This is a genomic window from Hoyosella sp. YIM 151337 (assembly GCF_026041215.1).
In the GTDB taxonomy this organism is placed as follows: Bacteria; Actinomycetota; Actinomycetes; order Mycobacteriales; family Mycobacteriaceae; genus Hoyosella.
In genome coordinates, this window is the sequence record NZ_JAPEIQ010000024.1 from 23,745 (window position 1) to 45,752 (window position 22,008).

The following is a 22,008-nucleotide window of genomic DNA, read 5'->3' on the forward strand; positions in this document are numbered from 1 at the left end:
GGCGAGAACGCGCCTGCCGTTGACAAGCCTGCCGGGGGTAAAATTCTGACGCGCACGGTGTCGCTGCGGGCGTGCGCCCACGGAAAGGGCATCGCATGGCCGTATGTGCTCTGCGCCCCATGCCCGGGCTGCTGTTGTTACCGGCGCAACCGTGTGCCTGCTGGCAACCGCATCCGCTCTCGCCGCTGCGGAACTCACCGGGCCCGGAACAATCGCCGTCACCGGCCATACCGGGACAGTCACTCTCGAGAACGTGCAATCCGGCATCACCGCCCCGCCCTACACGGCCCCGAGCTCCCGAACGTGTCCAAGGGCGACAAGTAGCGGCGACGGCTGTTTTACGGGTTGGTAGCTGCCCGCTGGATGATGCGGTAGACGGTGGAGCGGGCGACGCCGAAGAGTTCGGCCAGCTCGGTGGTGGTGTGCTGGCCGGCGGCGTGTAGCTCGATCAGGTGTGTTTCCTGCTTGGGTTTGAGTTTGGGCTGTTTACCGCGCAGCCGCCCTTTTGCTTTGGCGACTCTCATGCCTTCGCGGGTGCGCATGCGGATGAGGTCGGCTTCGAACTCGGCGATCATGGCTAGGACATTGAACAGCTCCCGATTGGGGCGGCGGGGTCGTGCAGGGAGCCGCCGATGTTGAGTTTGATGCCTCGGTTGGTGAGGTCGGCGACGATGTCGCGGGCGTCGGGCAGGGATCGGGCGAGTCGGTCGAGCTTGGTGACGACGAGGGTGTCGCCGTCGCGGCAGGCGGCGAGTGCTTCCCGTAGGCCGGGGCGGTCACGGTTGCTGCCGGTCAGGCCGTGGTCAACATAGATGCGCTCATCGGGAACGCCCATGGCGGTCAGCGCATCTCGTTGGGCGGCGAGGTCTTGTTCGTCGGTGAACACTCGGGCATAGCCGATCAGCACACCGGTGACTGTAGCGTTTGCCATCCCTTGACCGGGCGATTTATCGGGCGGGTCTTACGGGACGGGCCGCAGGCTGGGTGAGCGGGGAATATCGGGCGGAAATGTCCCGTTCTGGAGCGTCCGGTGGCCGAACCTCTAACGGGACGCGTTCATGCCAGGTCTACGACGAGTGGTGTCCCACCTTCGAGCCAGGCCCGATGGAGCTCGATGATCTTTGTTCGGGTGGGAAAACCTTTGCGATGGAACATGTTCTCTGGGTAGTCGAACGGGTGCGTCTGGCAGAACGCTCGCCGAATGGCCTCGAGCTCTTCTTCATCATGTGGGTCGCGAGCGATTCCCGTGAACGCGGTTCGTCCGAATCGGAGGGTGACGGTTGGGTTTGCCCGGATGTTCTTGAGCCACAATGCATGGTCGCCTGTGATCGAGACCAGGTATGCCTTCTCGCCGTCCCGGTAGGCGCGAATGAACGTCGAGCGGGCCATCCCTGATCTGCGCCCGGTGGTCGTGAGTTCAGCGACGCCTACCGGCATCCACACCGCAAACCACGGTCGGTGGATCGACCGAAGCGCTCGCGCAAACCGTCGGACCGATCGCGCGGGAATCGTCGCAATCGACGCTCCACCGAACCGTTCGAATGCGTATTGACCGTCGCGGTAGCGAAGAGATTCGGGGACGGTGATCGGTTTGTCCTGCTCCATCACTGCTCCTGGCCTGGTTGCAGACAACCCTAATCCCGTTCGCGGTCCGCTCGGGGCGAAAAGACGGCCCGCCAGCGCAGGTTAGAGCACTGGCTCTGCCTGCATGGTGAGGTCTAAGCGGGTGGCCATGTCGAGCCGGAACCGCCCGTAGGGGTTGATGTTGGACCAGAACAGCGGGGTGAGTGCCCGCTGTTCGTGCTCGCCGATCAGGTCATGGAACTGGGGTATCTCCAGGACGGTTTGCAGCAGGAGCGTGTTGATGTGGACCAGCGCCGATTGCAGCAGGTGTAGGGCGAGCATGGAGACTTCGGCGTGCTCACGATCGGGGCCGGTGAGGTCGCCGTCTTTGCCGTAGAAGATGACGGTGTTGCCGGAGTTCCACTGCTCGACGACCTGCAGCCCGCCGTGAATTTCCCGCCGCAACGCTGGCGAAGCGAGATAGTCGCAGGCAAAGATCGTCCTGACTGCACGGCCAAGTTCCTCTAACGCCTGATAGGTGGGGTGCTTCGGGCCGCCTCGGGTGAACCGTCGCAAGATCGACTCGCTCTCGGCGGTGCCCAGGCGCAGCGCGGTGGCGTATTTGATCATCTGGTCGTACTGCTGGGTGATCAGCTCCCAGCGGATGGGCCGGGTCAACACAGGACCGAGCTGCGGGGTGTAGGCGGTGGTGTCGTCGGGGCGGTACAAGCGGATCGCGCCGATGTTCTTCAACCGAGGTAGCAGCCGGAAGCCGAGCAGCTCGGTGAACGCGAACCCCACGACCGAGGCACCGTGGGTGTCCACATAGTTGGTTTCAACGTCGGCGTCGGTGCAGTGCCGCAACAGCCCTTCGATCATCGCCGCCACCTCGCTGGAAGAGCAGGATTTGAGCTGGCTGTAGATGCAGGTGGAGCGGCGTTCGACGTGCCAGTAGATCATCACCCCGGGTCCGCCGTAGCGTTGATGCCATTCAGTCATCAGGTTCGACTCAGGACCCGAACTTCTTCGAATCCGATGCACACGCGGTTCCGGTGCCCCACCAGCGCGGGTCCCGCGCGCCGAACGTCGCGTTGACGACTTTCGCGATCGCGCGGCGCAGGTTGTCGCGGGTGATGAAATGCCGCCTGACGTGCCGCAACGCGGCCTCCGTATCGTCGTGTTCGCCGGTGGCGACGATCGCCCGGATACCCATGTTCGTACCCAACGCGAACAGGCACAGCAGCAGGCGTCGTCGCAGGGTGTCGCGATCGATGACTTCGCGGGAGGCGACGGAGGTGAACTCGCTGGTGAACTCCGCGAGGTAGTCGCTGTCTTTGAGGACATTAAGCAGGTCAAGAGTGCCCCAGCGGCGGATGACCTCGGCCTTGATCTTGCCGAGGTTTTCCGGCTCGGGCAGCGCTTCCAGCCTGGGGACGGTGATCCATGGTTCGCCGCGGCGGCTGGTGATCGTGACACCGGAACTGCCGTCGGTCAGGGCTTGGTCCAGGCGTTGCAGCGCCTCGCTCATGCGCCGACGGAGGTCGCTGACGAATGCGGCCGGGTCCAAGGGTTGGCGCAGCACCGAGTAATGGACCTCGCGGGCGGTGTCGAAATCACCGGGCAGGTCATCGTCGGGGTTACGCCACCGGTTGCCGCCATGGACGTAGATCTCCCTGCGCCGCAACCCATCCCGCAAAGCGATGAGCACGCATAGTTCGTACGGGATGCGTTCGACGCGGCCGCGTTCGTCGATGACGGCATCGCGCCACGCTTTGGGCACCACACCATCGAGCGGAACCCGCTCGGTGTCAGCGCAGAAACGGTGTTTGCCGTCCGTACTGGCGTATCGCGCGAGGAGATCGACCGCGTCCATGACCGGGCGGTAGGCGGTGTTGGAGCACCGGAATTCGAGTGCGGCCAGCAGTGGTGGCAGCATCCGCCGGTAATAGGTGGAGTACGAACTGCGCAACACCGTGCGCACCCGGGCCTGAAACGCCTGCTGATTCGCCTTGGCCTCGCGGACCAGTTCCTGCAGCGTCTTCTCACCGACCACCGGGAACAGCGCCTCACGCACCGTCTCGTCGGGGTGCGCGACCGCCGCCTCCGCCAGGCGGAACAGGATCGCCTCCTTGCCCCGGACCCGGCGCAGGTCGTCGGTCAATTCCTGCTCTACCCGGCGGTCGGCGCGGGTGTTGATTTTGTGGACCAGTCCGATCAACAGGTCCACGAGTGCATCGGTCATCTCACCCGAGCGGGTCCAGCACAGCGCCGCCAGCAGCGTTAACCGCACCGGTCGCGTCATCGCCCGCAAATCCGACGGATAGGAGCGGGTCGCGCGTGCCCGCCACGCTTGCACCAGCTTGTCCGACGCATCGGCGAACAAGCCCGGCGGCAGCCCCAGTCCACTGATCGCGGTGAGTTTGCCGATCTCCTTGAGCAGTGATTCCAGGCTGACCTGACCGGGATCGGCCTTCAGCTCGACCAGCAGGTCATCGTCGGCGAGGTCTTCGAGCCGCTGGGCAGGCATTTCGCCGAGCCGGGCGACGGTGCTGTCGCAAAATGCCTGCTCAAAGGCAGTGCGGGCGGTACCGATGATCGGTCCACCCTGCCGGGCGGTTCCAGCCGCTCGGCTCGGCAGCGCACCAGCAGCGCCTGACGCAACTGGTCATCACGTAGCTCAACCGGGCATACCTCACGAGTGAGCCAGCCCGCAAGCTTGTCCTCGTCCGCTCGGGTGAACATCCGGAACCCGAACGCGGCACGGATCTGCATCCGATGCCGTTCGATTGCCCGGCCATCCCAGTCGTAGCGATCGAATTCCTCGGGATCGACTCCGCCCTGCCGGGCAACATAGACGACAGCTTCGGAAGGAACTTCATTCTTGACCTGCGGAAACCTGGATTCGATTTCGAAGAACTTCAACAACAGGGCGAATCCAAGCCGCGTAAGCCCGGCCTTATTTCCGACCAGCTCCCAGTCCTCGCCAACCAGCGTCCACGAGGCGATCAGATCTTCAGTCGACCATTCATGCTGCACACCCCGCGAGTGTATTTGCCTCCAACATCACCAGAGGCCAATTCACCTCCCGCTTACTTGTCGCCCTGGGACACGTTCGGGAGTTTCGGGCCAACACGTGCGGCGGTTTCCTCACCAAAGACGGCGAGCCGTTCGGCCACATCCACCTACCAATCGGGGCGGACGGCCGCGCGGGGTCGCCGAGTTCACCGATATCCCCGGCGGGACCTACAGCGCATTCGGCGGATGTCTTGAGGATGACCACGACCTGGACAGTTTCGTCTACCTCGCCGGACCGACTGAGATCACCGTCCCCGGCCCTGCCGATCCGATTACGGTGCTGCTAGAGCAGTTGAGAATTTCTTTGAGTCCCTGTCCTGACTGGTACTTATCGGGCTGACAACCGCATTTTTGTGACGAGGGGGCGTTGCGCCGGAAACGAAGACACGTCAGCGGGGTTGCGTGGCAGCTGCCGCGACCCGGGTGCTTTGGCCCGGGGGCACGCGGTCATTGGGCTGCGTTCACGCGGGGCTGGGCGCGGTGGCCTGTCGCGGAAGGCTGAGGGTGGCGGTGGTTCCGGCTGGAGTGCTGGTAATGCGGAGTTGTCCGTTGTGGGCGCGGGCTATTTCGCTGACCACGGCGAGGCCGAGTCCGGCGGAATCGTGGTGCGGCGGGCGTGGCCCGCGCACATAAGGCTCAGTGATGTCGCGGAGAAGTGCGGGCGGTATTCCGGGTCCGTTGTCGGTGACTATGAACTGCACGACATGAGCATCTGCGTGGGCGGTGAGGGTGATTGAGGTGCCGTCGGGGGTGTGGATCGCGGCGTTGCGCAGCAGGTTGAGGATCGCCTGGCTCAGCCGGGTGGGGTCGGCGATGATAGTGAGTCCGGGAGGCGGGAGGATGTTCACTCCGGTCAGCTGAAGTCCTGCCGTTCGGGTGGTGAGGTCGCCGAAGAACTGGGGCAGCGCGACGGGTTCGGGAGCGATGAAGTTCGGCTGATCAGCGCGGGCGAGGGCGAACAGGTCCTCGACGAGCCCGGCGATCCGGTCGATTTCTTCGCGCACGATAGCGGCAGTGTGCTGGATCCTGCGAGGATCGGTGGTGGGACTGTACTCGAGGGTTTCGGTGTGCCCGCGCGCGATCGTGATGGGTGTGCGCAGCTCGTGGGAGACGTGTGCCATGAAGTCGGTTTGTGCCTGCGCCGCGCCCTGCAGACGGTCAAGCATGCGGTTGAATTCCTCGGCGAGGATGCCGATCTCGTCGTGGCGGGTGGGTTGCGGCACGCGTGCGTTAAGGTCGTGGAGCTGGCCGGTTTGCTGCGCGGTCGCGGCGAGATCACGCAGCGGTGCGAGGGTCCGGGCGATCACGATTGACAGGGCGGTCCCGCCGGTCACCAGACTGATCGCGGCGACGATCACCAGCCAGACCAGCGACTGGGAAGTTTGGTTAGAGATCGGATCGAGGGCACCGACCACTTGCGCGGATCCGGCAGTCTCACCGTTGACGGTGATGGGTGCCTGCACAGCTCGCAGTGTCCCGGCCTGGCTGTCGAGTGTTTCGAATCCGGTGCCCGCGTTGGGGGGTATCGCGAGCCGGTCACTGAGGTCAGCCAGTTTAGCGGGCGGCGCGGGGGACACGAACACTGAGTTACCGAGCCGGACGACGGTGAGGTAAGTATCGCTGCCGGGGTTGAGCCGGTAGTAGTCATTGACAGCGCTGCGCAGCGTCTCCGCCGAGATCACCCCGTCTGGTTCGCGGTGTTCTCCGGAGTATTCGGTGAGCGCGAGCGTGAAGCGGTTGAGTTCGCGCTGCAGCGCCTGATCGAGATCACGCTGACCGACCAGGCTGAGCAGCTGGTAGGCGAGCAGCACCGCAAGCGCGAGACTGCTGGCGAGGATCGCGGCCGCGATCAGCGGCAACCGGATGCGCAGTGAGTTCACGCGCTGCGGTCCACGAACCGGTAGCCACCGCCGCGGACTGTTTCGATGGTGTCCGCGCCGACCTTTTTGCGCAGGTAGCTGATGTAAACCTCGACGATATTGGAGCCGGGGTCGTGCGCGTACCCCCACGCCAGGTCAAGCAGCTGCGCATGGGAGAGCACGTGCCCGGGATGGCGCATAAACACTTCCAGCAACCGGAACTCACGGTTCGTCAGCTCGACGGAGCGGTCCCCGGTCCAGCAGCGCCGCCGGGCCAGATCAATCCGGATCCTGCCCACAGTCAGCACTGTCGGGTCCGTGGCGGCGGGTGCGGAGCGCAGTCGTGCCCGGATGCGGGCGAGCAGTTCCGCGAAGCTGAACGGTTTGACCAGGTAGTCATCGGCTCCGGCGTTGAGAGTGGTGACACGGTCAAGGACGGCGTCTTTCGCTGTCAGCACCACCACCGGCACGGTTGAGCCCCCTGCGCGCAGCCGGTGCAGCACTTCCTCACCGCTGACGCGCGGCAGCATCAGGTCCAGCACGATCACATCGAAACCGGCCGATTCGGCCAGGCACAGCCCATCGGCGCCGTTATCGGCCACCTCGACGGTGAAGCCTTCCGCGGTTAAACCGAACTCGATGAACGACGCAATGCGCGGTTCGTCCTCGATCACCAGTGCCCGCATCACGGGCTCGTCTCAGCGCAGCGGGCTTGTGTAGGTGCGATCAACCTCAAGGCGCCCATCATCGACTTCCGCGTCGAACTCCACGGTCTGTCCTGTTGCGCTGTTACGCAGATCAATTTCAACCTCACCCTCGCGCAGTTCCTCCTCATCCACGCTGGCAACCCACCCGTCCGCAACATCGACGCTGATCAGTGATACAAACCCCGCACGCACGTCGATGGTGACGCTACCGGCCCCTTCCAGCGGATAGGTGCGTTCCCCGTCCGTGGCCGGGGTTTTCGTGTCGACCTCGATGTCAAGACGGCCGTCATCAATCTCGATTTCCACCTCCACCGTGTCCGCGCCGCGCACGAAATCCACCTCGATCTCCCCTGGGTCCTGCTCCAGTTTGACTTGCTCCCAGCCTGGTTCCGGCACCACATCGATCAGCGTGAGCACGTCCCCATCAAGACGTACAAGAACCGCACCCGCCTCCCCCGCGGAGACCACCACATCACCGTCGGCACCCGGACCAGGCGTCTCAGCACCGCCCTCACGCCCCTCACCCGCAGGGCTGGACTGCATCAGCCCCGGCACCCCCGGGGAATTCTCCAGATGCGCCCCCTCCACCGGCGGCGCCTGCGTCCCGCACCCCGCCAGCACCACCGCCGCCATGACCACGGCAGCACCGGAACCGGCGGTACGGACGCTACCGGCGAGCCGTGTCCTATTCACTGATTTTGCCGCCCCACCTTGTGTTTTCATCCGTGCGAACCTCATCGCTATGTTTCCTTTCCCATCAGGTGATGTGCCGTCCTTCCACTCTCACCCCCAGCGATGGGACCCCGATTAACCCAGCATTAGAGACTTCTCATCCTTGGCGCACCCCGCCAAGCAGCCACCCCGGTACGCGGCGGGGGAACCCGGGAGAGCCACTCCACTCACATAGGTCAGCCCCCGCAAGCACAGTGGCCCGCACGCCGCCGCTTGACAGGGGCGCAAGATCCGGTCCTGCGGCGTTCGCAGCACTGGGCCGGGCCGCCCGGTATGCCCGTATAAGCTGCCCGGCTCAGCCCAGCGGTGTGGGCCTGTTCCGGCCGAAGGTCCCAATGCTGCGCCCGGGATAAATGCGGGCAGCATCACGGATCTACGGAGACAAACTGGTGCGGGACGAGGGGACTGCTGTGGTCGTTTATAGTCGGGGTGTGGATGATCCTGGTGACAGACCCTGCCCGTTGCTGCTGATGTGCGTGGAGGCGCCGCGGTGGTAACGGAGTGGCTTCTGGTTTTGCTTGTTATCGTTCTGATTTCTGCGAATGCCTTGTTCGTCGCGGCCGAGTTCGCCCTGGTCACAGTCGACCGGCCCACTGTGCGAGTCGCCGCGTCGGGCGGAGACAAACGCGCTCGCTCGGTACAGAAGGCGCTGCAAACATTATCGACCCAGCTTTCAGGTGCGCAGCTCGGGATCACCGCGACCAGTCTGCTGGTCGGTTTTATCGCCGAACCCTCGATCGCCGCGCTGCTGCGCGGCCCGATCGCATGGACTGGGGTGCCCGAGCAGGCCAGTCTCGGTGTGGCCCTGGGTGCGGCCTTCATAATCGCCACAGTGACCCAGATGGTGTTCGGTGAACTGGTCCCGAAGAACTGGGCGATCTCCGAGCCGTGGCGGGTCTCCCGCGCCGTGGCCGGGGCTCAGCGTGGTTTCACCGCCGTCACGAAACCGTTGATCATGGTTCTTAACGGCATCTCGAACCGGATCGTGCGCGCGCTGGGCATCGAGCCGCGTGAGGAACTCGCCTCGGCCCGCTCCGCTCAGGAACTTGGCGCCCTTGCTGTGCGCTCAGCGCAGCAAGGGCTGCTCGACCAGGCGGTCGCCCGGCGTGTGGAAGAGGCCTCGGCTTTCGCGCGGCGCACTGCCGCCGATGTGATGACCCCGCGCCCGCGGGTCAGTTTCATCGATACCACCACACCGGTGCACGACATCCTGGCAATGGTGACCGCGACCGGTCACGCGCGGTTCCCCGTCCAGCGCCGCTCGGTCGACGACATCGCCGGTGTCGTGCATTTCAAATCCGCGCTCGCCGTGCCCCCGCAGCAGCGGTCGCGCGTCACTGCCGCCGACATCATGACCGGTGTCCGCGCGGTCCCCGCCTCGATGGGGCTCGGCGGTGTGCTCGAGGAATTACGCAGCGGACTGCAACTCGCTGTGGTCATCGACGAATACGGCGGAACCGCAGGCATCGTTACCCTCGAAGACCTCGTCGAAGAAGTCCTCGGAGAAATCGACGACGAGCAAGACCGCCCCAGCGGGCGGCCCCGCCGCCTCGCGGACGGTTCATGGTCGCTTCCCGGCCTGATCCGCCCCGACGAGGCCGCCGACATCACCGGCATAGAGCTTCCCGAAGCTGAGCACAGTGACACCCTAGGCGGTCTGATCACCGAACAACTCGCCCGGTTCGCCCAACCCGGTGACACCGTCGACCTCAGCGCGGCCGATCTCACCGAACGCGACAGCGACGGCATGCCCACCCCCATCACAGCGCGGATTCGCGTAACCCAGACAGACGGGCGGCGGATCGCCCGCGTCCGTCTCAGCCGGATACACACCGCTGCTACGCACCCCACAACACACGGCTCGCGGGCGGAGAACCAGCATGGTTGATATCACCGGAATGGTCATCGGTATCGCTCTGCTGCTGGGGAACGCCTTTTTCGTCGGAGCCGAGTTCGCGCTCATCGCCGCGCGGCGCACCCAGATCGAGCCCCGCGCCGCCGCGGGCAGCCGCCGCGCACGGATCACCCTGCGCGCCCTCGAACGCGTGTCACTCATGATGGCCGGTGCGCAACTCGGCATCACCATGTGCTCACTCGGTCTCGGTGCCGTCGCAGAACCCGCTGTCGCCTACGCCCTCGAAGTCCCCCTCGAAGCGCTCGGTGTCCCCTCCGCACTGCTGCACCCCATCGCGCTCGCGATCGCGCTGACCATCGTGCTGTCACTGCACATGACAATCGGGGAAATGGTGCCCAAAAACATCGCGATCGCCGGTCCTGAACGATCAGCACTGCTGCTCGGCCCACCTCTATACGCGATCGTGCTGTTATTCAAACCACTGCTCATCGTCATCAACTCGATCGCGAACCTCGTCCTGCGCCTGCTCCGCGTCACACCCCGCGAAGAAGTCGCGTCCGCCTTCACCGCCGACGAAGTCGCCGGAATCATCGACGAAGCCAAACGCGAAGGACTGCTCGACCCAAGCACCCATACCCTGCTAGCAGGGTCAGTCGCGATCGCAGAGGACACCGTCACCTCAATCATGGTTCCCCTCAACAGTCTCGTCACCACCCCCATCGATACCCGCATCGGCGAGCTGCAGCAAACCTGCATCACCACCGGCTACTCCCGCATCCCCACCACCGACAGCACCGGAACCATCACCGGATACGTCCACATCAAAGACATCCTCGACCTCGACACCCACACCGTCCTGCCCGCAGAACACATCCGGCAGATCACCCGCGTAACCGCGACCACCAGTCTCGACGACGTCCTCAGCGATATGCAATCACTCGGCACCCACGTCGCGCTCGTCACCAGCAACGACACCACCGACACAATCGGTGCGGCCATGCTCGAAGACGTTATCGAAAAACTCGTGGGAGAAATCGCCGACACCGCCACCAAAGTCACCTAACCCGCACCGCTTTCCACACAAAGCGCGCTCGCCAAGGCACTACTCACTGCGCTAGCCCTGGCATGGAAATGGCGCCAGTCTCTGCTTGGGTATTGACCCCACACGCCGAACGCTGCGGCAAAACCCCGGTATGGCCTGGCGCAGGCATACCGGCTCCGCACCCTTCGATCTTGGCGCGGCGTCGTGATGGATACCGGAAAAGCAGGGTGCCGCGTCGTTAGCGCCACCGTTTCGGTCGCTTGTGGATCTCCTTAATGACCTGCCGTGCGGCCAGTCTGCCTGGTGAATTTTCGTCGGCCGCGCTGGCTCTGCGAGCGGCCCATTCGGCGCGCAGTTGTTCCTGTTTGGCTCTGCGTTCGGCGTCGCGGGCGGCGGCTTCGGCGCGGATGATCGCGGCGGGGCGGTCTGGCAGCTCGAACGTGTTGAGAATGCTTCGGAGGTATCCCAGCGCGTTACGTGGGCTGGACAGCACGTGGTGCCCGATGGCGTAGTCGCGCAGTGCTTCGGCGATGTCGTCGGCGTCCCACTGCGCGGCCGCGAACGGAGCGAGCACTCTGGCCCAGGCGTATTTTCCGTGACGGCGAATCCAGGGAGGCATCTTCGGGTGGTTCAGGCAGCCTCGGGCCAGCTGGAGGGCGCCAGGATCGGCCTGAGCGCGGCCCCGGCTCGTATTGAGCTGCTTTTGTCGGCACGAAGTGCCCTGAGTAACCACCCCCTTACGGGGATTTACTCTCCTTCCGATACTACTATCAGAGGGGTGACATCCATGTAATTCGGCAGGTGAGAGCTATTTCGGTTATCCACAGGGAGTCTGCTGAATCGGCGGGATTCGTGCAGCACTGACACGGTGCACCCAGCCGCGGGCCCGGTCGCCGCGTTTCCACGATTCCAGGCGCTCGGCGAGGGTTCTGAGCCGGCCCTGCTGTATGTCGGTGTTCGACGTCATGACGCGCCTCCTTCTTCTTTCCGGAGGCCGCAGTAGAAAGCCCGGTGCAGAACGCTGCGCAACCTCTGCATCCATTAGATCACCGAGCTACGACAAAGTGGATGTGACCTGCATGCGCGTCATCTCCAGTCGCGTTTTGCCCGTGTGCTATCTGCTGCAAAGACACCGGAGCGTCATTCAGTCGGCCCCAACGACACCTGCCGCCTGAACGGTTTCACCGGTATAGCGCACGGCCACGAGCTGCTGGCGCTGACCTCTCCGCACGTCTCACATCAGCTTGTAGTGGGGGTTAGTGGCGGCGGCGTGGCGGGTGATGGTACCGGCGGCTTCGGTGTAGCGCTGGGTTGTGGCGATGGATTCGTGGCCGAGCATTTTCGCCAGCGTATGCACGGTGATGGTGGGGTTGCGGGCCATGGTGGTGGCGAAGGTGTGCCGCAGGGCGTGGGTGAGGGCACCGGCGGTGCGTTCGGCTTCGATGCCGGCGCGGCGGTAGGCGCGCTGCACCCGGTACTGCAGCGTTCCCTGGGTCAGGCGTTGTCCGGTGAGGTTCACAAACATCGGATCACCGGCCTTGAACCGCGCCCACACGGGCGCATCGGCTGAGGCTCTGCGGGTGGTGCCGACCCTAATGGTGCGGGTGGTGAGGTAGTCCTCGAGGAGCGCGGTGAGTGGGGGAGAGGTGTGCACGATCCGGTCTTTGCGGCCTTTGCCGCGCACATGGATCCGCAACTCACCCACAGCGTCTGGATGTATTTGGTGGTCGCGGATGTCGAGCGCGAGCAGTTCGGCGGAGCGCAGCCCGCACAGCAGGGTGAGGGCGATGATCGCGAAGTCGCGTTCGGGCCAGTCATCCGCGCGGGCCTGCGTGCTTTCCGCGAGCGTGGACACGAGGCGGGCAACCGCCTCGTCGGGGAGGGACCGCGGCAGGGTCTTCGCGGTCTTCGGGCGGTTCACGGCCTGCATCGGGTTGCCCGGGATCACGTTCTCGGTGAGCAGGAAGCCGCAGAACCGGTTCCACGCCGACCATGTCCGCCGCACCGTCGCCGCGGACCGCCGCACGGCGTAGGCGGCGAACGCGCCGCGCAGCGCCGTCACGGTAATCGCATCAACACCGACAAGGTCAGGCTGACAGTGGGTTTCGGCGGCGAGCAGCTCGATAATCGTGTCCAGGTCGCGCTGGTACGCGACGAGGGTGTGCGGGGAGGGCTTGCCGGAGGCGATGCTGTCGAGGAACCGCCGCGCCCACCCTCGCAGCGACACCTGGTGTGCGGGCGGGGAAGCGGGCTCGGCCATGCTCGCCACCCTACCAATTAATCATGAATAATCACCGTTATCCACGAAAAATCGAATTATGTTGTGCTGAAACAGTATTCGAATAGCCCTTCACGGATACTAACGCACATTTTGCGCCGGGTCACTACTGTTCTGCTGCGCAGCGCCGACGATTCAGGTCACGTTGCGTGACGTTGTCGCGGGCGGGCGCCTCAGGACGATCCATCAGCTGCGTGCCTGGTTGCCGTCTTCTGGTGGCGGTTCACCCGTGCTGCGGCTTCGTGCGCCTGCGCGCGGTCACGCATGTACGGCGCAGTGAACGGGGCAAGACCGTGACCTGCGGGATGGATCAGCCCGGGGTCGATCAGCCGGGCACGGTAGACATTTACCCACGTTCTCGTCTTCGCCAGCCGTCCGGCCATGCCACCCGTAGTCAGGCGCTAGTTTCTGCTTGACGAATCTGACCCCGCCGGTCCAAGCGGTCCCCGGCCTCCGGGAAGCCCCGGTGACCGGCTAGTGCGGCGAGGGCTGTCTTGTCTCTGGCCGGTTTCGGCGCGAAAGCTGGCTGAGGAACAGGATCTGCACTCGGCGGCCAGGGCGGTAACTGCGGCGCATTGGACCGGTGGGGTGCGCTCCTCCCCCGCTTGCTGTACGCACGCCCGCATTCCTGGCTTGCTTCCCTAATCAGCACTCGCGCTCCAGGCGATGCGCACCTCGCGCAACGCCTGTGCTGCCGTTATTTCCAGTTGTGTTTGCTGACTCAGCTGTGTTTGCCACTCATCCTCACTGGGAGCGGTCTCGAATCGCCATGGGGCTGGCAGCGTGTTTGTCGGCCCATAGCTCCGGAAAAGATGAGCAGCCTCTCTGTCTATGGCACCCATCCTGTTGAGTGCCCACAGATCCCAGAGATCACGCGGTGCGCGGCGGTCACACCATGCGACTGTTTTCCACGCGGCGAAAGCCGCGCGCGTGGGCACACGCAGCTGAGCGGATGGAGCATTGGTGTAGCGCTGGTGCAGTTGCCGTTGTTCCGTCGGCCAGTCCGCAATACCCGTGCGGCTCAGAAGCTGGACCCGCACGCCGACTGTGGTGCCTGTTGCCTGGAGCCTGGCCACTTGCGTGTCGCGCACGTCTGCGGGACCTGGTGACCATTGCGTCGAGCCGTAGGCCCGCCGCAGTGCGCGCGGAAGCGTGCGCTGAATCTGCTGAGCGAGTTGACCGCGATTCCCCAGTGCGACCAGATCAACGTCCTCGCTCAGCCGGCCCTGCGGGAGATGCGTGCGTGATAGGGCCGTACCGCCAATGAAAAGCAGGCTGTCTGCGTACATGTCGCTGAGATGAGCAAGAATCAGCGAGATCAGATAGTCACGTTCCACCTGGCTATCGGCTACCCCAAACTGTGCCGCGACCTGCGCCAGCTCGTCACGGCGCAGCATGCACAGACCCCTGAGACGCCATCTGCTCCGCCCGCGTAAGAGCCGCTTTCAGGCGCTGGCTGGCAGCTATCTCGTCGAGCGTGTGCGGGTCGCTGCGTTGCCAGAGAAAACGGATCGCTGCTGGCACGTCATGTGTTGCTTCACCGAGTCCTGGCCGGTGCGCGAGGTCAAGCAGGGTCTGCTCGGCCGTGGTAGCAAGAACTGGGCCCAGCTCCGTACGCATCAGCTCTGCATCGAGCTTCTCCGTGTCCCGCGCCACGAACCGGATAACAGCCCTCCGGTCCATCAATCGAATTGATTTGTGCTGCCGCGGGACAGCCACCACGGCGGTGGCCAGCGCCCTCGGTATCGCACCATGCAGGCGTGCCGCGGAAACACCCATCAGAACCGGGACACCCTCACCGAACTGTGCGGTGGCGATCCCTGCTGCAACAGCCTCCAACTCGGGGTGCCACGCTGTGTCCACCCTGTCGCGCGGTACCACCACATAGAACCCCCGGGCAGGCTGATACAGATCACCGTTACGGACAAGACGCGCCACTTGCGGCCGCGGATGCGCGTACACGGATGCCGCGTCCTGCGGACGCATTGTGCTCAGCGGAAACCTCGCCAGCTCCGCCGGAAGACCATGCCGTCGCTCCGCCACCACACCTCACCCCCAGTATCACTACGCCAATCGTACTCTATAAGAGTACGAAATCCTTAGTAACCCATTCGCCGATGAGGCAGCGGCCGCTCTCCCATACTCGGCACCGCAAACCGCCCTCGAAATACCGCTTCCTTAACAGGTCCTGCAAGGAACGGAGGTAACGAGCCGCACCCTTCCCTCAGAAGTCGCAGGCACCACGCTTCGACTAGGGCAATCACTTCCACTCAAGCGCGGCAGGGAGCTTATCTAGCAACCCTCCGGCCGGTAATCGCCTTAACAGAAGCAACCCGCCGGCCGCAGACATCGGTCCAGATGCAGGGTGGTGCGGAGTTGTCAGCTCGCGTGTACCCACACGTTTGAAAGCCCTATGCGAGTTACGCCTTCCACAGCAATTTGGATGCAACCCATAGACAGCTTGTATACAAGCAGTCTACGATTGCGGTAGTGATGCAGAACACGAAGGACCGAGGCCCCTGTATCCCTTCGTGGCTGATCAGGAAGGACTTCCTGTGATCGCTCATCACTTCACCATTGCGAAGGAGAAGATCGCTCATGGGTACTTGGCTTGAGTTCAACAACTTGGCGGTGACTGCACGATGACGATGAATCGCTCAGACACCATTTCAGAAGGCGTTCTGGAGGACGACCGGCTGATCGAGCGGGGCCCCGGGCCACGCGAGAGCATCCGCTCGCTGCGCAGGAGCCTGAGCATTTCCAGCGTAGGCGCCGGGATCGTTTCGGCGGTGTTCGGCTGTACCGGTCCTGCGTTGATCATTGTCGATGGTGCTGATAGTGCAGGGCTAACGCCAGGCCAGACAGTCGCCTGGGTTTCCGCAGTTTATGTGGTTGGCGGTTTGATCTCCTTCATCATGGGGCTCTACTACAAGCAACCGATCGTGGGTGCGTGGTCCATCCCCGCGGCCGCTCTGGTGGTCTCTAGCCTGGATTCCTATTCCCTGGCGGAGATGATCGGGGCGTATCTGGTGGCCAGTGTGCTGGTGCTCGTGCTCGGGCTGACGGGGTGGGTTCGGACGTTGGTGGCCTGGATACCGATGCCGATCCTCATGGCGATGATCGGCGGGGTGCTGATCCGCTACGCCGTCAACGTGGTCGATGCCACGGCATCTGCGCCAATCGTGGTCGCGGCTGCGCTGATCGGTTACGTCGTGCTGAGCCGCTTTGTCCGGCAGGTGCCCGGCGTGGTGGGAGCGCTGGTCTTCGGAGTGGCGGCGGTGCTGATCACCGGCGGCATGGACGCCGGTGGTACGGGCGCTGTGTGGGTAACCCCGGAGCTGACCGCGCCGGAATGGAACTTGTTCGTCATGCTGGGAGTAGGGATCCCGCTCGCTCTGGTGATTCAGGCGGAGAACATCCAGTCCATGGGGGTTCTCATCGCTGAAGGCTACCGCCCGCCGGTCAATAGCATCACCGTCATCAGCGGTACCGCGAGTCTCGCGGTGGCCTGGCTCGGGGGGCACAACGCGTCCATTGCGGGACCGATGACGGCGATCTGCGGCTCGCCGGAGGCCGGGCGCCGACGTGAAGACCGGTACGCCTCAGTCTTGGTCAACGGATCAATCTTCGTCACCTTCGGCCTGTTCGCCTCTGTTGCGGTGACGATGGTGACCACGTTGCCCAGTGCCCTCATTACTGCCCTGGCGGGCCTGGCAATGCTGGGAGTGCTGCTCACGGCCTTCCGCGGAGCATTCGCGACAACGACGTTCCGGCTCGGCGCCCTGGTGGCCATGATCATCGGGCTGGCCAACGTCACCATCCTGGGCATATCGGCTCCATTCTGGGCGCTGCTTGGAGGCTTGCTGGTATCGCTGCTTCTCGAGTTCGACGACTTCGGGCGCTCGCGCGCCGCACGAGAAGGGAAAGAGCAATGAGAATCGCTGCCGCGCAGGTACTCAGCACTGGGGACCCCCAGCGGAACTTGGACTTGATCTCCGCGTATACCGCCCGAGCGGCGGACCAAGACGCCGCCGTCGTAGTCTTCCCCGAGGCGATGCAGTGCGCGTTCGGGAACCCGCTGGCACCCATCGCCGAGTCTCCCCAAGGCCCGTGGGCCCAGCAGGTACGTGAGATCGCGGAATACCACGGAGTGCTGATCATTGCCGGGATGTTCACCCCCGCACGCGCCTCAGCCTCCAGCCGACCCAGAGTCCGCAACACCCTGCTGGCCGTGGGGCGCGGAGTGGACAGCTCCTACGACAAGATCCACCTCTATGACGCCTTCGGCTTCCGCGAGTCGGACACGGTGGAGCCGGGATCGAAACCGCAGATGGTGGAGTGCGACGGCATCCGGCTCGGGCTCGCGACCTGCTATGACCTGCGATTTCCAACGCTGTTTCAGTACTACGCCAGGGAAGGTGCCACAACGGTCGTTATCCCGGCGTCCTGGGGCGCAGGCCCTGACAAAGCCCGCCAGTGGTCGACGCTCGTCCGTGCGCGCGCCCTCGACTCCACATGTCACGTGGTGGCCTGCGACCAGCCAGATCCGCTGACCGTCGGGCAGGACCCAGTCTCGGGCGCACCCACAGGCATCGGACTTTCCGCGATCGTCGATCCCGCGGGCCTCGATCTGGCCACCGCAGGGACCGGCAACGAGTTGCTCATCGCTGACATCGATGCTGCGCGCGTGGACACAGTGCGCCAGACGCTCCCCGTGCTGAAAAACTGCGCACACTGGGAGAAGGCGCAGCCGTGACCTGCCGACACGAATTCAGAGGGGTTCCGCGACGAGGCGGAAGGAGCAGAGAATAACCCCAGCTCACGGCAGCAGCAGCATCGCCGCGCCCCATGTGATGACCGGCCACCAAAAGGCGACGCCTCTCAGGCGTTGCCCCAACCCAACGAAGGGCAAAGATCATGTCGACACTCAAGTCCGCTGGAGCGACCGCACCTGAACTCGCTTACGAGTGGCTCAAGAACACGATCATCACCTTGCCCCGCGAGGAGGAACTTTTCCTTTCCGAAGCCCAGGTAGCCGCGTCATCAGGGTTCTCACGCACCCCAGTTCGTGAAGCCCTGATGCGACTCGAAGCGGAAGGGTTCGTTCGCCGTATCCCCTACAAAGGTGCATACATCCCGGCGCTGACGGACAGCGATGTCCGGGCCGTGATGCAGGCACGGCAGGTGGTGGAGGAATGGTCGGTCAGCCAAGTGACACCCGATCCTGGAATGGTGCCGGAGAAGCTGTTTCATCTGCTCGAGGAACAGGAACAAGATATCGACCCAGTCGATTTCATCGCTCTCGATCTTGAATTTCACACCACTATCATCCGTGCCGCCGGGAACCCGCTGATGACTGACTTCTACAGCTCGCTGCGTGATCGGCAGATGCGCATGGGTGTGCGCATCATCCTCGGTGACAAAGCACGCAAACAGCAGGTCCTCGTTGAGCATCGCGCTATCGCGGAAGCGATCCGCACGCAAGACCCGCAGCGCGCAGCCGAGGCTGTGCGTCAGCACTTGACCACCACACTGCGGTCCATGACCCAGCAGCAAATCTGACCTCACGGAGAACCGCGATGAAGATCGCACTAGTCCAGCTATCCAGCCCGGACACCGAAACCCCGGCACATCGAGTCGAGCGTGTCCGCACAACGCTTAGCGAGATGGATTCGCACGCCGACCTTATTGTCCTGCCCGAACTGTGGACAGTCGGATTTCATCATTTCGGCCAGTACCGCAGCGCCGCAGAAACATTCGACGGCCCCACGATCCAGACGCTAAGAAGGATTGCTTCTGCCCGCGAAGCTTATATCCACGCGGGCAGCATCATCGAAGATACCGGCCATGGCACGCTGCGCAACACAGCGGTGCTGATAGATCCACGCGGGCAGATCGTCCATTTCTATAGCAAAACCCACTCATTCGGCTTCAACACACTCGAAGCCCGGATCCTCGACTCAGGACTTCCGCTCCACACCGCAGCAAGGCCCATGGGTGAAGTTGCAGCCACAATGCGCGCTGACCTTCGCTCGCCAGATCTATGGCCCGAGCTCGTCAACGCCGGAGCAGAACTCGTGATCGTCCCCGCGGCGTGGCCCGCAGCGCGGCGTGAGCAGTGGCGTTTGCTGACATCCGCCCACGCTCTCAATAACCAGGTTTTCGTCATCGCTTGTAACGCCTCAGGTACCCACGGCCGGGTCGAACTCGCCGGGAACAGCCGGGTCCTCGACCCCAGCGGCAACGTGGTCGCCGAAGCCGGCCCCGAGGAATCCGTCCTGATCACCGAAATCGACCCCTCACTCATCGACCGCTCACACGCCGAACTTCCGGTACTCGAAGACAGCTTCCCTGACAGCACCATTCTCAATGCACGAAAGGTCCCCGCATGACACAAACAACCATCAGTACACTCAGTCTGGGAGTAGTGACTCTCGACGGCCCGGTCAAGCTGCACGACGCACACGCGCTGATCGCTGGCTACACCGGGCGAGACGAAGCAGCCGTGCAGCATCACATCGATGAACTAGCCGCGATCGGCGTCGCTCCACCGGATCAGGTGCCGATGTTTTACCCCGTCTCCGCCCAATCAGTGACCACCGCTTCACATGTACCGATCGGCGAGCCGAACACCTCGGGCGAAGTCGAGCCGGTGATCATCCGCGCCGGCGGAAGCTTCTATCTGGGTGTGGGATCTGACCACACCGACCGTCAGCTCGAAACGATCGACATCGGCGATTCGAAGCGTGCCTGTCCCAAACCACTCGGCCGCGCAATCATAAATATCGAAGATTGGAACACCTTTGATTGGGATGCGTGCCGGGCACGCAGCTGGGTCGACGGCACGCTCTACCAGGACGGCACACTCGCCGGACTGCGCAGCCCACAAGATCTGCTGCAGCTCCGCGAGGCCCGCGTCGGAGACGACGGTGAGGATTTCATCCTGTTCGCCGGAACTCTGCCACTACTTAACGGCAAGTTCACCCCAGGGCGCCGCTGGGATCTCGAGATCGCACTCCCTGACGGCCGCACCATCAGCCACTCATACATCACCGAAGGAGAATGACATGCGCACCGGATCCGATTACACAGAGGCCCTGAATGACGGGCGGGTAGTACTCATCGACGGCGAGAAAGTCGACAACGTCAGCACCCACCCCGCCTTCGCGCCGGTGATCAAAACGATCGCCGAACTTTACGACATCGCCGCGGACCCGGCGAACTGTATGCAATACACCGCTCCAGAAACAGGGGAGACCGCAAACAAGGTGTTTAGCATCCCGCGCTCACTCGACGAGCTGCGCGAGCGGCGTGAAGCGATCGAAAAATGGGCCCGGCATACGCACGGCTGGGTGGGCCGCAGCCCCGACCATGTCGGCACGTTCCTCGCATCGTTTGCCGCGCACCCCGAGGTATTCGCCGGGGGCGAGCGTGACTTCTCTGCCAACATGGTCAACTTCCACCAGCGAATCCTGCGGGAAGACCTGTACGTGTCATACGCCATCATCCCGCCCCAGGTGTCCCGTGCGACGACCGCGTCCGGCTGGGAAGGCGACTACCTGCAAGTCGGCGTGGTCCGTGAAACGGACGAAGGCATCATCGTGCGCGGCTCACAGATGCTCGCCACGGGCGGAGCGATCGCCGACGAAATCTTCGTGTCCTGCATCAAGCCACTCGGCCCCGACGACCGTGACTTCGCGATCTCCTTCGTGGTCAAGCCTGCAGCCGAGGGAGTAAAACTGTACTGCCGACGTCCGTACGCCCCAGCAGCGACCAGCTCGTTCGACTACCCGCTTACCACGCGATACGACGAGCCAGACGCCCTCGTGGTCTTTGATGACGTCCTCATCCCGTGGGAGCGGGTGTTCGTCAACCGAGACACCGACGGGGTTCGCCGCCAGTTCTTCGACACTGGTGGTCACGTCCTGGGTAACTGGCAGGCGCAAATCCGCTTCGCTACCAAGCTCAAGTTCATCGCAGGAGTGGCCCGTCGCGTAACCCAGGTCAACGGGGTCGACAAGATCCCCAGCGTTCAGGAAAAACTTGGTGAACTCGCCGCGCTCGTCGCCGGCGTCGAATCCGCCGTGCTCGCTGCGGAATACATGGCGGAACCCGACAGCGCCGGACAATGGTTGCCAGGTAAGCGGGCCCTTTACGGCTCTATGGGTTTGCAGTCGGAGATTTACCCCCGTGTCATCGCGATACTCCGCGACCTCGTCGGTGGTGGCGTATTGCAGCTACCGGCCAGTGTCAAAGATCTGCAAAGCCCGCTCACCTCAACTGATATCGCGCGCTATGTTCAATCGCCCGGTGTTGCGTCTGAAGAGCGAGTCAAACTCTTCAAGCTCGCCTGGGACATCATCGGCTCTGAGTTCGCCGGACGCCATCAGCAGTACGAAATGTTCTATGCCGGAGCCCCATTCGTCGTCAAAGGCGCATACAGCTACCGAAACTTCGGCTACGAAGGCCCGCTACAGGACGTCGAAGACTTCCTCAACTCGTACAAGCCCGAAACCGTCTGAACCTAACAACACCCGAAAGGATTACTAATGGCTAAACCTGAATACGAATTCTTCCCCGTCACAGACATCGAGTACACCGTTTGCCCCGGTGACGACCCAAAGATCACCGAACGCATCCTTTCGAAGGACCCCGAAAGTGGCGTCGCCACCCGGATCCTGCGCTACGAACCAGGCGCAGACTCCACCCCCATGGGCGTCCAGAAACACGACTTCTGGGAAGAGGTCTACATCCTGGAGGGTTCGTTCGTCGATCTCACCCTCGGAAAGACCTTCAGGGCAGGTGAGTATGCCTGCCGCCCACCAGGGATGCCCCACGGACCCTGGCGCTCCGACGAAGGCGTCGTTACCTTCGAAGTCCGCTACCACAGCAAGTAG

The 22,008-nt window shown here is 63.6% G+C and carries 22 protein-coding genes and 1 pseudogene; 9 read left to right on the plus strand and 14 right to left on the minus strand.

All coding sequences use genetic code 11. The features are described 5' to 3' along the window. Nucleotides 1-338: 338 nt before the first annotated feature. The 8 genes and pseudogenes from ONR57_RS12440 to ONR57_RS12475 form a co-directional block, all read right to left on the minus strand. Nucleotides 339-931: pseudogene (locus tag ONR57_RS12440) on the minus strand (recombinase family protein). A 125-nt stretch (nucleotides 932-1,056) separates the two neighbouring features. Next, nucleotides 1,057-1,605, minus strand: a complete 549-nt coding sequence (locus tag ONR57_RS12445; protein WP_265123790.1) for a nitroreductase family deazaflavin-dependent oxidoreductase — start codon at nucleotides 1,603-1,605, stop codon at nucleotides 1,057-1,059. Between the two features lie 81 nt (nucleotides 1,606-1,686). After that, nucleotides 1,687-2,562 carry a transposase gene (locus ONR57_RS12450; RefSeq protein WP_265123791.1) on the minus strand — a complete coding sequence of 292 codons (876 nt, stop codon included), beginning with the start codon at nucleotides 2,560-2,562 and terminating at the stop codon, nucleotides 1,687-1,689. Between the two features lie 10 nt (nucleotides 2,563-2,572). Next, nucleotides 2,573-4,090: a Tn3 family transposase gene (locus tag ONR57_RS12455; RefSeq protein WP_265123793.1), complete on the minus strand. Its 1,518-nt coding sequence runs from the start codon at nucleotides 4,088-4,090 to the stop codon at nucleotides 2,573-2,575. After that, a complete protein-coding gene (locus ONR57_RS12460) occupies nucleotides 4,036-4,599 on the minus strand; it encodes a DUF4158 domain-containing protein (RefSeq protein ID WP_265123795.1) in 564 nt (187 codons plus the stop codon). The genes ONR57_RS12455 and ONR57_RS12460 overlap by 55 nt, the downstream gene beginning before the upstream one ends. A gap of 500 nt (nucleotides 4,600-5,099) precedes the next feature. Then, complete coding sequence (locus ONR57_RS12465) at nucleotides 5,100-6,518, minus strand: HAMP domain-containing sensor histidine kinase (protein WP_265123797.1); 1,419 nt, start codon at nucleotides 6,516-6,518, stop codon at nucleotides 5,100-5,102. Beyond that, on the minus strand, nucleotides 6,515-7,183 hold the full coding sequence (locus ONR57_RS12470) for a response regulator transcription factor (RefSeq protein WP_279347759.1): 669 nt from the start codon (nucleotides 7,181-7,183) through the stop codon (nucleotides 6,515-6,517). The genes ONR57_RS12465 and ONR57_RS12470 overlap by 4 nt, the downstream gene beginning before the upstream one ends. 12 nt (nucleotides 7,184-7,195) lie before the next feature. Beyond that, the gene (locus ONR57_RS12475; RefSeq protein WP_265123799.1) at nucleotides 7,196-7,897 is read right to left on the minus strand and encodes a hypothetical protein; all 702 of its coding nucleotides are present in this window, start codon (nucleotides 7,895-7,897) and stop codon (nucleotides 7,196-7,198) included. 529 nt (nucleotides 7,898-8,426) lie between these two features. Between ONR57_RS12475 and ONR57_RS12480 the strand changes: the two genes are divergently transcribed. Then, entirely contained in the window at nucleotides 8,427-9,824 is a 1,398-nt protein-coding gene (locus ONR57_RS12480; protein WP_265123800.1) for a hemolysin family protein, read from the plus strand. Then, on the plus strand, nucleotides 9,817-10,854 hold the full coding sequence (locus ONR57_RS12485) for a hemolysin family protein (RefSeq protein WP_265123801.1): 1,038 nt from the start codon (nucleotides 9,817-9,819) through the stop codon (nucleotides 10,852-10,854). Before ONR57_RS12480 ends, ONR57_RS12485 begins: the two co-directional genes overlap by 8 nt. 217 nt (nucleotides 10,855-11,071) lie before the next feature. Here ONR57_RS12485 and ONR57_RS12490 read toward each other — a convergent pair whose 3' ends face one another. From ONR57_RS12490 to ONR57_RS12515, 6 genes are all read right to left on the minus strand, one after another. Further along, nucleotides 11,072-11,452 (minus strand): hypothetical protein, encoded by a 381-nt coding sequence (locus ONR57_RS12490; protein WP_265123802.1) that lies wholly within the window; start codon nucleotides 11,450-11,452, stop codon nucleotides 11,072-11,074. 198 nt (nucleotides 11,453-11,650) lie between these two features. Then, the gene (locus tag ONR57_RS12495; RefSeq protein WP_265123803.1) at nucleotides 11,651-11,800 is read right to left on the minus strand and encodes a hypothetical protein; all 150 of its coding nucleotides are present in this window, start codon (nucleotides 11,798-11,800) and stop codon (nucleotides 11,651-11,653) included. A 267-nt stretch (nucleotides 11,801-12,067) separates the two neighbouring features. After that, nucleotides 12,068-13,093, minus strand: a complete 1,026-nt coding sequence (locus tag ONR57_RS12500; RefSeq protein ID WP_265123804.1) for a tyrosine-type recombinase/integrase — start codon at nucleotides 13,091-13,093, stop codon at nucleotides 12,068-12,070. A 191-nt stretch (nucleotides 13,094-13,284) separates the two neighbouring features. Continuing rightward, the gene (locus ONR57_RS12505) at nucleotides 13,285-13,494 is read right to left on the minus strand and encodes a hypothetical protein (protein ID WP_265123805.1); all 210 of its coding nucleotides are present in this window, start codon (nucleotides 13,492-13,494) and stop codon (nucleotides 13,285-13,287) included. A gap of 258 nt (nucleotides 13,495-13,752) precedes the next feature. After that, a complete protein-coding gene (locus ONR57_RS12510; protein ID WP_265123806.1) occupies nucleotides 13,753-14,508 on the minus strand; it encodes a nucleotidyl transferase AbiEii/AbiGii toxin family protein in 756 nt (251 codons plus the stop codon). After that, nucleotides 14,495-15,154, minus strand: a complete 660-nt coding sequence (locus ONR57_RS12515) for a type IV toxin-antitoxin system AbiEi family antitoxin (protein ID WP_265123807.1) — start codon at nucleotides 15,152-15,154, stop codon at nucleotides 14,495-14,497. Before ONR57_RS12515 ends, ONR57_RS12510 begins: the two co-directional genes overlap by 14 nt. A 599-nt stretch (nucleotides 15,155-15,753) precedes the next feature. On the opposite strand from ONR57_RS12515, the gene ONR57_RS12520 reads away from it, so the two are divergent. The 7 genes from ONR57_RS12520 to ONR57_RS12550 all read left to right on the plus strand — a co-directional run bounded on the left by ONR57_RS12520 (nucleotide 15,754) and on the right by ONR57_RS12550 (nucleotide 22,008). Next, nucleotides 15,754-17,046: a benzoate/H(+) symporter BenE family transporter gene (locus tag ONR57_RS12520; protein ID WP_265123808.1), complete on the plus strand. Its 1,293-nt coding sequence runs from the start codon at nucleotides 15,754-15,756 to the stop codon at nucleotides 17,044-17,046. After that, nucleotides 17,043-17,867 (plus strand): carbon-nitrogen hydrolase family protein, encoded by an 825-nt coding sequence (locus ONR57_RS12525; protein WP_265123809.1) that lies wholly within the window; start codon nucleotides 17,043-17,045, stop codon nucleotides 17,865-17,867. The genes ONR57_RS12520 and ONR57_RS12525 overlap by 4 nt, the downstream gene beginning before the upstream one ends. A 161-nt stretch (nucleotides 17,868-18,028) precedes the next feature. Then, nucleotides 18,029-18,673 carry a GntR family transcriptional regulator gene (locus tag ONR57_RS12530; protein ID WP_265123810.1) on the plus strand — a complete coding sequence of 215 codons (645 nt, stop codon included), beginning with the start codon at nucleotides 18,029-18,031 and terminating at the stop codon, nucleotides 18,671-18,673. A gap of 17 nt (nucleotides 18,674-18,690) precedes the next feature. Next, nucleotides 18,691-19,503 (plus strand): nitrilase-related carbon-nitrogen hydrolase, encoded by an 813-nt coding sequence (locus ONR57_RS12535; RefSeq protein ID WP_265123811.1) that lies wholly within the window; start codon nucleotides 18,691-18,693, stop codon nucleotides 19,501-19,503. Continuing rightward, nucleotides 19,500-20,177, plus strand: a complete 678-nt coding sequence (locus ONR57_RS12540) for a DUF2848 domain-containing protein (protein WP_265123813.1) — start codon at nucleotides 19,500-19,502, stop codon at nucleotides 20,175-20,177. The genes ONR57_RS12535 and ONR57_RS12540 overlap by 4 nt, the downstream gene beginning before the upstream one ends. A 1-nt stretch (nucleotide 20,178) precedes the next feature. After that, complete coding sequence (locus tag ONR57_RS12545) at nucleotides 20,179-21,633, plus strand: 4-hydroxyphenylacetate 3-hydroxylase family protein (protein ID WP_265123815.1); 1,455 nt, start codon at nucleotides 20,179-20,181, stop codon at nucleotides 21,631-21,633. A 27-nt stretch (nucleotides 21,634-21,660) separates the two neighbouring features. Next, nucleotides 21,661-22,008: a cupin domain-containing protein gene (locus ONR57_RS12550; RefSeq protein WP_265123816.1), complete on the plus strand. Its 348-nt coding sequence runs from the start codon at nucleotides 21,661-21,663 to the stop codon at nucleotides 22,006-22,008.